11 protein-coding genes are annotated in these 15314 nt (G+C 61.6%); 4 read left to right on the top strand and 7 right to left on the bottom strand.

Going from position 1 to position 15314, the window contains the following annotated elements:
* Nucleotides 1-9 precede the first annotated feature (9 nt).
* The 5 genes from TMPK1_RS10925 to TMPK1_RS10905 all read right to left on the bottom strand — a co-directional run bounded on the left by TMPK1_RS10925 (nt 10) and on the right by TMPK1_RS10905 (nt 5664).
* Nucleotides 10-1542 (bottom strand): tripartite tricarboxylate transporter permease, encoded by a 1533-nt coding sequence (locus TMPK1_RS10925; RefSeq protein WP_420243043.1) that lies wholly within the window; start codon nt 1540-1542, stop codon nt 10-12.
* Nucleotides 1543-1544: 2 nt separating this feature from the next.
* Complete coding sequence (locus TMPK1_RS10920) at nt 1545-2048, bottom strand: tripartite tricarboxylate transporter TctB family protein (RefSeq protein WP_420243042.1); 504 nt, start codon at nt 2046-2048, stop codon at nt 1545-1547.
* Between the two features lies 1 nt (nt 2049).
* A complete protein-coding gene (locus TMPK1_RS10915) occupies nt 2050-3048 on the bottom strand; it encodes a Bug family tripartite tricarboxylate transporter substrate binding protein (RefSeq protein WP_420243041.1) in 999 nt (332 codons plus the stop codon).
* A gap of 86 nt (nt 3049-3134) precedes the next feature.
* The gene (locus TMPK1_RS10910; RefSeq protein WP_420243040.1) at nt 3135-4427 is read right to left on the bottom strand and encodes an MFS transporter; all 1293 of its coding nucleotides are present in this window, start codon (nt 4425-4427) and stop codon (nt 3135-3137) included.
* Between the two features lie 52 nt (nt 4428-4479).
* Entirely contained in the window at nt 4480-5664 is a 1185-nt protein-coding gene (locus TMPK1_RS10905; protein ID WP_420243039.1) for a pyridoxal-phosphate-dependent aminotransferase family protein, read from the bottom strand.
* A gap of 155 nt (nt 5665-5819) precedes the next feature.
* On the opposite strand from TMPK1_RS10905, the gene TMPK1_RS10900 reads away from it, so the two are divergent.
* The gene (locus TMPK1_RS10900) at nt 5820-6500 is read left to right on the top strand and encodes a GntR family transcriptional regulator (protein ID WP_420243038.1); all 681 of its coding nucleotides are present in this window, start codon (nt 5820-5822) and stop codon (nt 6498-6500) included.
* Nucleotides 6501-6650: 150 nt separating this feature from the next.
* On the opposite strand, the gene TMPK1_RS10895 is transcribed toward TMPK1_RS10900, so the two are convergent.
* Nucleotides 6651-9554, bottom strand: coding sequence for an FAD-binding and (Fe-S)-binding domain-containing protein (locus TMPK1_RS10895; protein ID WP_420243037.1), 2904 nt, complete (start codon nt 9552-9554; stop codon nt 6651-6653).
* A gap of 172 nt (nt 9555-9726) precedes the next feature.
* A complete protein-coding gene (locus TMPK1_RS10890) occupies nt 9727-9957 on the bottom strand; it encodes a helix-turn-helix domain-containing protein (protein WP_420243036.1) in 231 nt (76 codons plus the stop codon).
* 318 nt (nt 9958-10275) lie between these two features.
* Here TMPK1_RS10890 and TMPK1_RS10885 point away from each other — a divergent pair, with 318 nt between their 5' ends.
* From TMPK1_RS10885 to TMPK1_RS10875, 3 genes are all read left to right on the top strand, one after another.
* Nucleotides 10276-10914 (top strand): RNA polymerase sigma factor, encoded by a 639-nt coding sequence (locus TMPK1_RS10885; RefSeq protein ID WP_420243035.1) that lies wholly within the window; start codon nt 10276-10278, stop codon nt 10912-10914.
* A gap of 34 nt (nt 10915-10948) precedes the next feature.
* Nucleotides 10949-11956 carry a FecR family protein gene (locus tag TMPK1_RS10880; protein WP_420243034.1) on the top strand — a complete coding sequence of 336 codons (1008 nt, stop codon included), beginning with the start codon at nt 10949-10951 and terminating at the stop codon, nt 11954-11956.
* Nucleotides 11957-12279: 323 nt separating this feature from the next.
* Nucleotides 12280-15309, top strand: a complete 3030-nt coding sequence (locus tag TMPK1_RS10875; protein WP_420243033.1) for a TonB-dependent receptor — start codon at nt 12280-12282, stop codon at nt 15307-15309.
* The last annotated feature ends 5 nt before the right edge of the window (nt 15310-15314 follow it).

Below are 15314 nucleotides of genomic sequence, written 5' to 3'. Positions count from 1 at the left end.
GGGCGGACCTTACCCCGAAGCGGCCCCGGTCGGCACCCCATCCCCCGATTTTCGCAGCCGCTTCATGATGTCCGACAGAACCGGCCACAACAGCAGCAGCAACGCCAAGCTCGTGATCGACCCGACCAGGCTGTTCGACCAGAACACGGTCAGATTTCCGCGCGATGCAATCATCGTCTGACGGAACGCGTCTTCGGCCCGGTCGCCAAGAACCAGCGCCAACGCCAACGGTGCCAACGGGTAGTTCAGTTTTTTGAACACGTAGCCGACGACGCCGAAAAGCACCATCAACCAGATGTCGAACACCGCGCCATGCACCGCGTAGGCGCCGATTGCACATAAGACGATCACGCTCGACGCGATGGTGGGAAAGGGCACGCGCAGGATCGCCGCAAACAACGGCACCGTCGCCAGCACCAGGATCAGCCCCGCGATATTGCCGAGATACATCGACGCGATCAGGCCCCAGACAAAGTCGGCATGCTCGACAAACAACAACGGCCCTGGCTGCAAACCCCAGATCATCAAACCGCCCAACAACACAGCGGCGGTGCCTGATCCCGGAATGCCGAGCGCCAACATCGGCAACAAGGCCGACGTGCCCGCTGCGTGTGCCGCAGTTTCCGGCGCCAACACGCCTTCGATACGGCCGGTGCCGAAACTGTCGGGATCGCGCGAGAAACGTTTGGCGAGCCCGTAGCCCATGAACGACGCCGCAATCGCACCGCCCGGCGTAATGCCGAGCCAGCAACCGGCGATCGCGCTGCGGATCAACGTCGCCCAATAGCGCGGCAAGCTTTTCCAGGTGCGCCACACGACTTTGAGATCGAGCTTCGCCTGCTTGCCCTCGAAGGCCAGCTTCTCTTCCATCGTCAGCAGAATTTCTGACAGGCCGAACAGACCGATCACGGCGACGAGAAAATCAAAGCCGCGCAGCAGATCGGAAAAGCCGAACGTCATGCGCAACGATCCGCCCACCGTATCCATGCCGACCGCAGCCAGCAGAAAACCGATCAGCATCGAAATCAGAATCTTGTGGCGGGCTTCTTTGCCCATGCCGACGAAACTGCAGAAGGTCAGGAAATAGACCGCGAAAAATTCCGGCGGCCCAAAGCGCAACGCAAAGCGCGCGACCAGCGGCGCCAGAAACGTAATCAGCAACACGGCTGCCAGCGCACCGAAGAACGATGCGGTGAAGGCCGCGGTCAGCGCTTCGCCCGCGCGCCCTTGCTGCGCCATTGGATAGCCGTCGAACGTCGTCGCAACCGACCAGGCTTCGCCGGGAATGTTGAACAGGATCGAGGTGATGGCGCCGCCGAACAGCGCGCCCCAATAGATGCAGGACAGCAGCACGATGGCGCCGGTCGGATCCATCGTGAAAGTCAGCGGCAACAACAGCGCAACGCCGTTGGGTCCGCCCAGACCCGGCAGCACGCCGACGAAAATGCCGAGAATGATCCCGACCATCATCAGCAGCATGTTCTTGAAAGTCAGCAGCACGACAAAGCCGTGCAGCAGGGAGTCGATCGCCGTGCCGTCCATGGTCAGTAGCCCAACCGGTCTTCGATTGGGCCTTTCGGCATCGGCACCTGGAATTCGATTTCGAAACACCAGAACAGCGATGCCATCAGCACCAGCGCAACCGCGACGCAGGAAATCCAGCGCGACTCGCCGATATACCGCATGAAGCCTGCGATCAGCAGAAACCCCGCGACATAGATGCCGAGAAACTCGGTCGCGAGGCAGAACAGAATGGTCGGCACCAACACTTGCAGCACGCGCACGAATTCGTCGCGTTTGACAAAGGCGGCGTCGCCGCGTGCGCCGTGCCGGCCGCGCAACGCGTCGAACACGCCGTACAGCGACGCCAAGGCCAGCATCGTCGACAACAAGAACGGGAAATAGCCGGGCTGCGGTCCGTCCGCAGCCCAGCTTGCTCCCAGCTTCCAATTCGAAATCGCGAGCCCGATGCCGACGATGCTCAGCAGACCGCTGACGAACAGTTCGACGGTCCGCCGCGAAACGACCGCATCTTCGCCACGACTCATGTTACGGCGCCGCCAGGAACTTGGCTTCGGTCATCAGCTGCTTGTGCAGCGGTTCGTCTTTTTCGAGGAACGCTTTCAACGCCGCCGGACCGAACGGCGCTTCTTTCAGCGCATTCTTCTCCATGTAGTCTTTCCATTCCGCAGTCGCGGCGACTTTGCGCATCAGCTGGTCATAGAATTCGACTTGCTCCGCGGTACCGCCGCCCGGAATGAAAATCCCGCGCAACATCAGATAGTCGATGTCGAGTCCGGTTTCCTTGCAGGTCGGAATGTCGGCCCAGCTTTGCGTCTCGGTGACTTTCGCCTTGTAGGGCAGGCGTTCCTTGTCGAACACGCACAGCGCACGCACCTGGTTGGCGCGCCACTGCGCAATATTCTCGGACGGGTTGTTGACGTTGGCGTCGGTATGTTTGCCGACTAGCTGCGTCGCTGCTTCGCCGCCCGACTTGTACGGGATGTACGCGAACTTCACGCCGGCTTTGGATTCGATGAAGGCGGTGAGGATGTGATCCTCGCGCTTCGAACCGGTACCGCCCATTTTCATCGGCTCGGTCGCGCTGACTTTCTTGGCGGCTGCGAGAAACTCCGCCGTCGTTCTGTAGGGAAGCTCGGCATTGTCCCACAGCACGAACTCGTCCATCGCCATCAAGGTGACCGGCGTCAAATCCTTCCACGAGAAGGGAAGGTTGGTCGCGAACGGAATCGTGTAGAGGCTCGATTGCGCGACGATGATTTTGTGCGGATCGCCCGCCGCCTGCTTCATCGCCATCAGCCCTTCGGCGCCGGACGCGCCGCCTTTGAGCGCGATGATGAAGGGCTGCTTCATCAGATTATATTTCTGCACGATGCCCTGAATCGTGCGCGCCATCTGGTCGGACGCGCCGCCCGCACCCGCCGGCACGACAAACTCGACCGGCTTGGTTGGTTCCCATGCTGCAAGCGCGGGCAAGCTCGCAAAACAGGCCGCGCCGAAAAGCGCCGCAACAAAACGCGCGTTCATCTCGTCCTCCCGTCCAGACTCGTTTTTTACAGTCTAGACACGGACGACCGTTTGGCGCGATGCGTTCCTTACATGGACCTGAAAATTTAGCTGCGCGCGACCGCGTGTGCGCCGGTGGTTGCGGGTGCTCCCGGTTCGGTAAAGCCGCGCTCAGGCCGCATGGTGAACGCGAAGGTGGCGCCGACCAGCGCAAGCACCATCGATCCGACGAACGGCAAGTCCCAATTGCCGGTCGAGTCGATGATCCAGCCACCGATCACCGGCGACACGATCGCAGCGAAGGCGGACCCCGTATTCATCAAGCCAGATGCCGTGCCCGAATATTTGGGCGCGATGTCCATCGGGATCGCCCACATCGGACCGATGCAGATCTCGGCAAAGAAGAAGCCGAAGAACAGGCTGGCGGTTGCGACTTCGACGCTCGGTGCAAGCAGCATCGGCACGAGCGACAGGAAGATGCCAAGGAAGCCGAAGATGACGACGTTGCGGCGTGCAATTTTGAGACTGCCGGTGCGATGCAACAGCCAGTCGCTGATGACGCCGCCCAACGTATCGCCGACCACGCCGCCGAACAGGCTGATGCCCGCAAAGATGGCGGCCTTTTTGATGTCGACGCCGAACGAGTGCTGGAAATATTGCGGCACCCACGACAGGAACAACCACAAGGTCCAGCCGTAGCAGAAATAGACGAAGGTCACCGGCGCCATGCGCTTGGCCAGCGCCAGCCACGGCACCCGCACTTTCTCGCGCGCCTGACCCAAGGTCGGCAGCGTGCTGATTTCTGCCGGCGTGATGTTTTTGTGCTCAGCCGGATTGTCGCGGAAGTAATAGCCCCAATAGAGCGCCCACAGCAGGCTGATGCCGCCGAGGATCCAAAACGATCCGCGCCACGTATAGGCGACCATCAACCAGGTCACGAGCAGCGGCGTCGCTGCATTGCCGAGACGCGCAGCAGCGTGGGTGATGCCTTGCGCGAAGCCGCGATCTTCTTTCGGCGTCCAGGTCGACATTGCGCGCGTCGCGGTCGGGAAGGTTGCGCCTTCGCCAAGACCGAGAAAGAAGCGCGCAACCAACATCGAGGTCAGACCGCCGACAAAGCCGGTCGCCAAGGTCGCGGTGGCCCAGATCAGCGCGCAGACAGTCAGCACGCGACGCGCGCCGAACTTGTCGCCGATATAGCCGCCGATGACCTGAAAGATCAGATACGGCCAAGCGAAGAAGGAGAAGACCAGGCCGACTTGCGTATTGTCCAAACCGAGTTCGGCTTTGAACTGTACAGCTGCGGTCGAGACGTTGACGCGGTCGATATAGGTGATCGCGTACATCAGGCAGAGCAGCCACAGAACATGTCCCGTGGCGCCAAAAGGCTTCAGCCGCATAAACGTCCTCCCCCGCGTGCGTCGGCACGCATCGTTTTCGTTGGCGCGTCGGTTAAGCGACGGCGCGCGCCTGATTTTTCTGCGTCAGCACAGCCATCGCTGCATCGACGCCGCCCGCTTGATGCGGAACGTTGGCGACTTGCAAACCCATTTCGACGCCGGCCAAGGTGCCGATCAGCGTCAGATCGTTGAAGTGACCGAGATGGCCGATGCGGAAGACTTTGCCCGCAACCTTGCCGAGGCCGGCGCCCAACGACATGTCGAAATTTTCGAGGATCGTGCGACGCAGCGCGTCGGCATCGTGTCCGTCCGGCATGATCACGCCGGTCAGCACCGGTGAATATTCGGCCGGATTTTTCGCCAGCACTTCGAGGCCCCATGCGCGCACCGCTGCGCGGCATGCTTCGGCGTGGCGCATGTGCCGCGCGAAGACATTGTCGAGTCCTTCTTCCTGCAACATCGCCATCGCCTCTTTGAGGCCGTAGAGCAGATTGGTTGCAGGTGTGTACGGGAAATAGCCGGTTGAATTCGGCTTCAGCATGTCGTGCCAGTCCCAGAAGGACCGCGGCGTCTTGTTCGCCTTGGCGGCGTCCAATGCTTTTTCACTGACCGCGTTGAAGCCCAAGCCCGGCGGCAGCATCAGGCCTTTCTGCGAACCGGAAACGGTGACGTCGACCTTCCACTCGTCGTGGCGATAGTCGGCGCTGGCGAGACCCGAAATCGAATCCACCATCAACAGCGCCGGATGACCGGTGCGATCGATCGCCTGGCGTACTGCGCCGATGCGGCTGGTGACGCCAGTCGAGGTTTCGTTGTGCACCACCATCACGGCTTTGATGGATTTGGTTTTGTCGTCGCTGAGACGCTTTTCGATTTCAGCCGGATCGACGCCGCTGCGCCAATCGCCGGCAACGAAGTCGACCTCGATGCCGAACTTGGCCGCCATCTGGCGCCACAAGGTTGCGAAATGGCCGGTCTCGACCATCAGCACTTTGTCGCCGGGCGCCAGCACGTTGACGATCGCGGCTTCCCACGCGCCCGTACCGGACGACGGGAAAATGATCACGTGACCGGTCGTCTTGAAGATTTTCTTGATGCCGCTCAGCACCTCTTTGCCGAGCACGCCGAAATCGGGACCGCGATGATCGATCACCGGCATGTCCATGGCGCGCAGGACGCGGTCGGGGACGGTGCTGGGACCGGGGATCTGCAGGAAGTGGCGGCCGCTGCGATACATCGAAATCCTCCCGAATCTGCCGGTCGCGGCCAGCGCCTGGGCTGGTTTGCATGCGATCGGAGGCGGGAGACTTGCACAGGCATCTTAGCGCCGGCAACGCGAATCTGGCCGGCAGAAAAAATTGCATGCAATTATTCTCGTGCTAGCCTGCTTCCATGACAGTCCAGGACCCGACCACGTTGCTCGACGGCGTGCTGCTGCGGCTGCGCGCCATGATCGAGGCGGGCGAGCTGGCGCCCGGCGCGCCGGTGCGCGAGCGCGAAATGTGCGAACGCCTGTCGGTGTCGCGCACGCCGCTGCGCGAAGCCTTGAAGGTGCTAGCGGCCGAACGTCTGCTGGAACTGCGTCCCAATCGGGGTGCGGTCGTGTTGGGCCTGACCGAACGCGACGTGCGCGACATGTTCGAAGTGATGGAAGCGTTGGAAGCGACCGCGGGCCGTCTCGCCTGCGAACGCGCCACCGATGCCGACATTGCAGAAATCCAGGCGATGCATTTCCAGATGCACGCGCACTATCTGCGCGGCGAGCTGGAGCCGTATTTCCAGCTCAACCAGGCCATCCACGCCCGCATCGTCGCCGCCACCGGCAATGCGGTGCTGCAATCGAATTACGCCGCACTGGCGGCGCGCATCCGCAACGCACGCTATCTCGCCAATCGCTGGAGCCGCGAACGCTGGGACGTGGCAATGCACGAGCACGGCCTGATCCTGGACGCGCTGGTCGCGCGCGACGGTGCGAAACTGTCCGAGATCCTGGCGGCGCATCTGCGCGGCAAGGGCGTCGCGGTGATGGAGCATCTGCACGCGGTGGACGACGCGGAAGTCGAAGCCGCCTGACCTTCATGTCCCCTCTCCCCGAGGGAGAGGGTTGGGGTGAGGGTTCGTCGACGCGCGCTGTGATTTCGAACGCGCAGCAACCAATCCTCACCCTCCCACGCGCTGCGCGCGCGGGCCCCTCCCTCTCCTTCGAGGAGAGGGGACGTAAAACTAAATCAGCGCCATCTCCAACACCCGGGCCACGTGCACAGCTTCGCGTGCTGCGCCATCGCCGATCTGATGCCGGCACGACGTACCGTCGGCAACGATCAACGCATCCGTCGGTGCCTTGCGCACGGTCGGTAGCAGCGACAGTTCGGCCATCGCCATCGACACGTCGTAGTGCGCGGCTTCGTAGCCGAACGCGCCCGCCATGCCGCAGCAGCTCGACTCGATCTGCTGCACGTTCAGCTCGGGCACGAGCTTCAGTGCCGCCACCGTCGCCGGCATCACGCCGAACGATTTTTGATGGCAATGGCCGTGCAGGAACGCGTCGCGCGCAGCCAGCGGTTTCAGCTTCAACGACAGGCGCCCAGCCTTGGACTCGGCGGCAAGGAATTCTTCAAACAGCACCGCACGGGCGCTGAGCGCGCGCGTCGCGTCGCCGGGCAGCAGCGCGCTGAATTCGTCGCGCAAGGTCAGCAGGCAGGACGGTTCCAGTCCGATGATCGGGATCGAGGTTTCGACGTACGGCGCCAACGCGTCGAGCATGCGCTTGGCTTCGCTGCGCGCTTCGTCGACCAGACCCGCCGACAGGAAGGTACGTCCGCAGCAAAGCGGCCGACCCGACGCCAGCGGTTCGTGCACGCGGTAGCCCGCGGCTTCCAGCACGCGCCGCGCGGCGCGCGCATTCTCGGGCTCGAACCAGCGGTTGAACGTATCGACCAGCAAAACAACGCTGCGCCCGTCTTCTCGCGGTGTCGTCGCGCGATGTGGCCGGAAGCGCCATTTCGGCAGCGAACGCCGCGCGCTGAATCCCAGCAGTCTCTCGCTCAACCACGCCGCGCCCGGTACGACGTCGCGCAGATTGAGCAGCGGTGCCAGCGCCGCCGCATACGACGCGTAGCGCGGCAGATAGGCGACCAGCCGTGCGCGCAGCGACAGACCGTTCCGTTGCACGCGCGCATGCAACGCTTCGATTTTCATCTTGGCCATGTCGACGCCGGTCGGACATTCGCGCCGGCAGCCTTTGCACGACACGCACAAATCCAAGGTCGCGGCCATGTCGTCCGACGCCAGCGCATCGGGGCCCAACTGTCCCGACAGCGCCAGGCGCAACGTGTTCGCGCGGCCGCGCGTGACGTGGGTTTCGTCCTGCGTGACGCGATAGGACGGGCACATCGTGCCCGGCTCGCGTTTACGACAGGTGCCGTTGTTGTTGCACATCTCGACCGCGCCGAGAAAACCGCCCCATTCCGACCAGTCGAGCGCGGGCTGAAATGGAACCGCTGCATAGTCCGGCCCGTACCGCATCAGGCGGCGATCATCCATGCGCGGCGGATCGACGATCTTGCCGGGATTGAACAGACCGTCGGGGTCGAAGACCTGTTTGACTTCGCGGTAGGCGTCGGTGATGCGCGGCCCGTAGGTCTTTTCGAGAAACTCGCTGCGCACCAACCCGTCGCCATGCTCGCCCGAGAACGCGCCTTTGAATTTGCGCACCAGCTCGATCGCTTCTTCGGCGATTGCGCGCATCCGCACCAGGTCGGCATCGTCTTTCATGTTCAGCACCGGCCGCACATGCAGACAGCCGACCGACGCATGCGCGTACCAGGTTCCTTCCAGCCCGTGCCGGCCGAAACAGTCAGTAATCGCGCTGGTGTAGTCAGCGAGATGCTCCAACGGCACCGCGCAATCTTCGATAAACGAGACGGGTTTTCCGTCGCCCTTCATCGACATCATGATGTTCAGGCCTGCGGCGCGCACCTCGGCCAATTCGGTTTGAAAACCGGGATCGGTGGCGGGCACGATTGCATCAGGAAAGCCGTGGTCGCTGAGCAACTGATCCAGCCGCTGCATGTCGTCGAGCAGCGCGTCGCGATTGTCGCCCGCGAATTCGACCAACAGCAGCGCGTCGGGATTGCCTTTCACAGCGCGTTCGATGGTCGAGGCAAAGGCGGGGATGTTGCGCGCCAGCTCGATCATGGTGCGATCGACCAGTTCGACCGCGCTCGGGTTCAGCTGCACGATGTATTGCGTCGTCGCCATCGCGTCGGTGAAGCGCGCGAAATGACAGATCGCCTGCACGCGGTGCGTCGGGATCCGGTGCAGCTGCAGCTTGATGCGGTTGAAGAAGCCTAAGGTGCCTTCGGACCCGACCAGGATTTTCGCGAGATTGCCGCCGCCCAATGTTTCGAGACGGTAACCGCCGACATTGCGCAGCACGGTCGGCGTGCGGGCGCGGATTTCGTCTTCTTCGCGCGCATAGAGATTGGCCAGACGCTGCGCGATGTCGGCTTCGCGCGCCGTTACGCCCGCGAGATTGCCCGGCGTCGGTCCCAACTGCACCGTGCTGCCGTCGGCCAGGGTTGCGTCGATCGCCAGCACGTTCTGCAACATGATGCCGTATTTGATCGAGCGAGCGCCGCACGAATTGTTGGCGGTCATGCCGCCGATCGTGGCGCGGTTGGTTGGGCTGACGTCGATCGGGAAGGTCCAGCCCGATGTTTTGAGATGTTTGTTCAGATGGTCGAGCACGATGCCGGGCTGCACCCAGGCCGTGCCGTTCTCGGCATCCAGCTCCAGCACGTCGCGCATGTATTTGCTGGTGTCGAGCACCAAGGCTTCGCCGACCGCCTGGCCGCATTGCGACGTGCCGGCGCCGCGCGGCAGAACCGGCACGCCTTCGCCGCGCGCAATCTCAATCGCAGCGCGCACGTCGTCGGCGTCGCGCGGAATGACGACGCCGATCGGTTCGATTTGGTAGATCGACGCGTCGGTCGAATAGCGACCGCGGTCGAACGCGCTGAAGCGAACTTCGCCGCGCAAAGCGCGCCGCAAGCGCGCGGCGAGTGCCACGTCACCGTGCTGAGTGGGGCTGGGGCGGGCGGTGCTGGTCGTGGTGTGCTGGTGCATGCGGGCCGCGACGCTAGCCTAGCCGGGCGGGCGTCGTACAGCGGATTGCATGCAATCCGTTCCCCGCGAAGGCGGGACCCATCGGGCCGCCGCCGAGCCCGTTTCTGTACGGGGCAGACCCCTGGCCCGATGGACCCCCGCTTTCGCAGGGGTGAGTGCGGCTACGCCGCCCTCAATTCTTGTTGGCGTGACGCTCGAAGAACTCGCCGACATCCGCGCGCAGCGCGTTCGCGAGTTCGTTGAGCGTGAGCACGGTCGGGTTTCGCCGGCCGCGTTCAAAGCTCGAAATATAGGCCTGAGTCAGGCCGGTTTCTGCGGAGAGCTGGTCCTGCGTCAGCTTGCGACGATTGCGAAGCCGAAGAAGGTTCGTGCCGACGAGGGCGCGCATATCGGTGGTTGCCATGGGGCTCAGAGAAGCTGTGCTGGACGGAAAAGCATATACACTTTAGTACATAAAAAGCAGAAATATACTGCTTGTTACCGAGAGGCCACCTTCCGTGCCCGGCAGGCGGCCCGAGGATTGCGTGAATGTGACTGAAATTGCATAGCCAGGACGGGCATCGAATTGGCCGAGAGCGCGCAAGTCTGGACAAATCTAAGAACCGGCAAGTTGCTGCGTTGCAGCGACGTTCTTGCGCTTCGCAACGGTACCGGGCCTCTTTCTCAAACTTATCCACGTATTTCGCGAGCGCTGTCGCGCTGCAGCGACGCGAGCTGACACGTGGTCGATATCGATTCCCGCGCCGGCATGGATGAGGGCGCAGACGATGCGTCGCTGGTGCGTCTGTTCGCGACGGTCAATCGCGAGCTCAAACGGCGCTTGCGCAGCCTGCTCGGAAATTCCGCCGATGCCGATGAAGTGGCGCAGGAAGCGTGGCTCGCTGTGTGGAGTCACCGAGACAAGATCCAAGAGAACGCCGAAGGCTATCTCTTCATCATCGCGCGCAATCTGGCGTCGAAGCGGCGCGCCAGCCGCGCCAACAAACCGATGCTCGAACTTGAAGCCTGCGAGTCCGAGCATCCGCCCGATTTACTGACGCCCGAACATTTTCTCGCCAGCCGGCAGGAGCTCGATTTCGTGCAGCGCGAGTTCTTCAACCTGTCGCCGGTGCACCAGCATGTCGTGCTGGCAAGCTTGGAAGGACAGGGGCAGATGGATATCGCAGACGAGCTTGGCATCAGCCAGGCGACCGTCTCGCGGCACCTGCAAAAGGCGATGAAGATCCTGCGCAACGCCCAGGAGAACGGCGTCACGCTGCCAATGCTCCCGGGCGAGACACAATCGGAAGGCGCCGAATCCAGCGGCGATGAAGCCGCTGCGGGCTTTTCCCAAAACAAGCTGCATAAGAACCGCCTCTAATGGGTCCGTGGTTCGAGGCAGCAGGATTCCTGCAATGAGTTTCCAACGGAGCGACGCGGCCTACGACGAGGCCGTGTCGTGGTTCTCGCTTTTCCAGCTGGGCGAGCCGAGCGCGAAAGACCGCGCCAAGTTCGATGCCTGGCTCAAGCGCGACCCGATCAACCAGCGCGCCTATATCGACGCCGAGCGCACCTTTCAGGTGATGCGCCAGGCGAAGGATGCGGGCTTGCTGGGCCAACGTCACCGCACGCTGTCGCGCGTGCGCCCGACCACGCGCCGCCGTCCCTGGATCGCGGGCGCGGCCGTGTGCGCGACGGCTGCCATTGCCGCCCTCTTCATCGTGCCGCGCCTCAATGACGGCGAGTACCGCACCCGCCCCGGCGAGATGCGCACCGTCACGCTGAACGACGGCTCGACCATCTATATGAATGGCGGCACGCGCTTTGTGGTACGCATGACCGGCGCGCAGCGCCTGGTCGAGCTGCGCGAAGGCGAAGCGCTCTTCCAGGTCGCCAAAGATCCCGACCGTCCGTTCCGCGTCGATGCCGGCAACCAGGTGGTGCAGGCGGTCGGCACGGCCTTCGACGTCAATCGCAGCCGCGACCATGTCGAGATCGCGGTCAGCGAAGGCGTGGTGGCGGTGATGCAGCCCGCCGCGATCGCGGCTGCAACCGCGCCGAACAAGCCCGCCACCGTACCCACCGACGCGCCCAAGCTCAGCGCCGGCAATGTCATTATATATGAGGGCACCACCGCGCCCGCCGGCGTGCGCAATCTGCCGGTCGAACGGATCGGCGCCTGGCGCCATGGCGAACTGGTGTTCGAAAGCGTGCCCTTCGCGCGCCTGCTCGAAGCGTTGGGCCGCACCTATGGCGGCCGCTTCACCGTCGACGACGTCCAGCTCGCGAAACGCTCGGTCTCGTTGCAGCTCAACCCGCAAAGTCGCGCCGAAGTGATTCAGCTGTTGGAGCAGACGCTCCAGCTCCGCGCGGAAGAGCGTCAGGCCGGCACCATCACCTTCGTCGCCGCACGAAAAAAATAGCGGCGCGAATTGCGGCAACCAACTGCGCGTCGAACGCGCAGTTGCGTTACTTCCTGGTCAGTCTCAGCCGGAACTGCGTGCGCAATGCGCGCAATTTCAACGCGTGCGCGATCCGAGATGCACGGCACTTTGCTGCACATTGCAACGATGCGCGTGCAACGAGACGAAAAACGTCCATCTCGCGAACGCGCGCATCGCCGTCTGCGAATCTTACCCGATAAAATCCCGCATAAACTTTTCCGCGCTCACTCCGTCTCTCATAAGCAAATGCGTCCGCATTGAACGAGGCGCATTGCAAGAGAACGGGTTGGGAGTTGTAGGGAATGGGTCATTCGGTTTCGACCGCGCGTAGCGCGCGGTCGCCTGAGAAAGTGCGCGCGCATCGCAACCTGCTGATCGCGTCGTCGACAGCTCTCTATTTGTGTTTGGCAATTGGTGTCGTGCCGTCGCAGCGCGCGTATGCGCAGACGGAAGTGACGAACTTCAACGTGCCGGCGCAGCCCCTGCGTTCCGCGCTGCTGGCGTACAGCGCGCAGAGCAAGGTGCAGGTCGCGATTCCGGATGAGCTTGTTGAGGGGAAGAATGCACCGGCGGTGACGGGGGCGCTGAGTAATGAGCAGGCGCTGCAGACGCTGCTGGGCGGCAGCGGAGTTAGCTACGAATTTGTAAGTCCTCGCGCAGCACGGCTGATTGGATTGCAGCGGCAGTCGCTCCTGTCGCAAAGACCGCGCCTCGCGGAGAATACATCGATGAGAGCCTCGCCGTCGCTTCCACTAACGGCGAACACTCCGGAAGAGCTCGTTGTAACTGGCACCCGCATAAAAGGTGCTGGTCCGGTCGGCAGTGAAGTGGTCACCCTGAATCGAGAGCAGATTTCCGAGAGCGGGCGCACAACGACAGCCGATGTAATTCGAAGCATTCCTCAAAATAGTGGCCTCGGAGCGGCGGAAGCAGCGAGAGGAAATTTTGGTTCAGCCATCCCCAATACCGGCTATGGCACCGGAGCAAACCTGCGTGGCCTAGGCCCTGACGCGACGTTGACGTTGATCAATGGAAGGAGAATGGCCCCAGCGGGGCAAGGGTCTTTCGTTGATGTGTCCCAAATCCCCGTTTCGGCGATCGAGAAAATTGAAGTTGTTCTTGATGGCGCGTCCGCAATCTATGGGTCTGATGCTGTCGCCGGTGTTGTGAACTTGGTGCTTCGACGAGACTTCGAAGGATTGGAGACTACGGGGCGATATGCATTAGCGAATGGGTTTAGGCAGATAACCGCGGGGCAAAGTGTCGGCACGCATTGGGAAGGTGGAGGTGCGTTCTTATCGTACGAGTTCTTTCATCAAACGCATCTCGCTGCAGAAAAGCGAAGCTATGTGACCGATGATCTCCGAGCATTTGGCGGCCCGGATCTTCGCGTAGCGTTTGGCAACCCAGGGACAATCGCTGCCAATGGCACGACCTACGCAATTCCAAGTGGTCAGAACGGCGTAGGTTTAAGCGTTCAGCGGTTAATCCCTGGGACTGTGAACTTAAGCGATACAAAGCGCGGCACGGACATATTGCCTGATCAGGAGCGACATAGCGTCGTCGCAACCGCCTCGCACGATCTCACAGATCGCATTCGCGTCTACGAAGAGTCGTTCTATTCGCGGCGGGCATTTAACAGCCGAGTTGCTGAGCAAACGGGGACTATTTCCGTTCCGTCGACAAATCCGTTCTTTGTGTCACCTGCTGCTGGCGCCCGCACCGTCAGCATCCAATACGCCTACGGCAATGATATCGGGAATTCAGTCCAGAAAGGTGTTCAAGAGAACTACACGATTACACCAGGTGTCTCGATCGACGTCGGCGGAAGCTGGCGTGCAGACCTATACGGATCGTATAGCGCTGACATCGCGTCCGGCGTCACCGGCAACCGCATCAATACGTTTCTTCTGGCGTCAGCTCTCGCGGATACAAATCCAGCGACCGCGTTCAATCCGTTTGGCGCGGGCTCCCAAACGAGCTCAGCTACACTAGCGCGCATTCTTGGTTACACCAGCGACACGACGACGACTTATCGAGTGGCTAGTGGAAACGCGGAGGTCGGAGGCGATCTGATTGAACTGCCTGCCGGTAAAGTGAAACTTGTATCCGGTGTTGAATATCGCAAGGAGCAGTTCCGAAGCGAGTCGTTCAACTACTCATCGACCCCGCAGCCTGTCCAGACAGCGTTGACTGAGAAACGCCGTCGAGTGACGGCGGCGTATGGAGAGTTGCTGGTGCCTCTTGTGGGCGAAGCAACGGGGACCACGGGCTTGCACACCTTAGAACTTTCTATTGCCGGTCGTGCGGAGCGATACAGTGACTTTGGTCGCTCCGAGAACCCAAAGGTTGGAATGCGCTGGCGGCCAATTTCCGACCTCGAATTTCGGGGTAGTTGGGGGACATCATTTAAGGCGCCGTTTTTGCGTCAATTGAACGAGTCTACAAATCTGATTCTGGTCACGACGATTCCAGATCCTCGCTCCGCATCCGGGCGAAGCAGTGTTTTATTCCTTAGCGGAGGAAATGCTCAGCTAAAGCCGGAAACTGCGGAGACGTGGAGCGCTGGTTTTGATCTCAGGCCTCGCTTTCTTCCGGGTCTTACTCTCGGCGTAACATATTTTAGTGTCGATTATCGTGATCGAATTCAGTCGTTGTCGACGGGGGAGCTTGGCGTTCTCCTTCAGAATCCGTCGGCGTTCGCGTCTGCTGTCAGACTCAGTCCATCCGCTTCTGACGTGCAAGCGCTATATGGAAGCCCACAATTTTCTCCGACGAGCACTAAGCCGCCAGCGTCGCAGATCGCCGCTATCGTTGATGGACGACCACTTAACTTGAGTGTTGTTCAGCAGCGCGGACTCGACGTATCGCTTGCTTATAATTTTGTAGGCCTCGGCGGGGATTACGGCGTCGTAGGCGGAATGACGTACATTCCAACGTATGATGTAGCGCGAACTCCTGCGGCATCGGCGACCGACAGATCGAGGACGATCGGCTTCCCGCTTGAGATCTCTGCAAGAGCCGGAATTACGTGGCGTGACGGAAATTGGAACGCTGCTGGATTCGTCAACTATCAGAGCGGTTACCAGAACACTCTCGTCACGCCTGCCGCTTCTGTTGATGCCTGGACTACGGTTGACGCGAGCGTTGCCTATCGAACGGACGATGACCGGCGTTGGCTTGGCGGAATGCGCTTCACGGTCGGCATTCAGAATCTGCTGAATCGCAAACCGCCGGTGGTGATCGATACCGTGCACAGCGTGGCGTATGATCCCGAACAGGGGAGCCCAATAGGGCGCGTAGTGTCCCTCACGATTCAGAAGCGCTGGTAAAGTCG

Source organism: Roseiterribacter gracilis (assembly GCA_018332375.1).
Taxonomy (GTDB): Bacteria; Pseudomonadota; Alphaproteobacteria; order BOG-932; family Roseiterribacteraceae; genus Roseiterribacter; species Roseiterribacter gracilis.
Note: the sequence above shows the minus strand (reverse complement) of the source record. Positions and strands in the feature narration are given on the sequence as shown.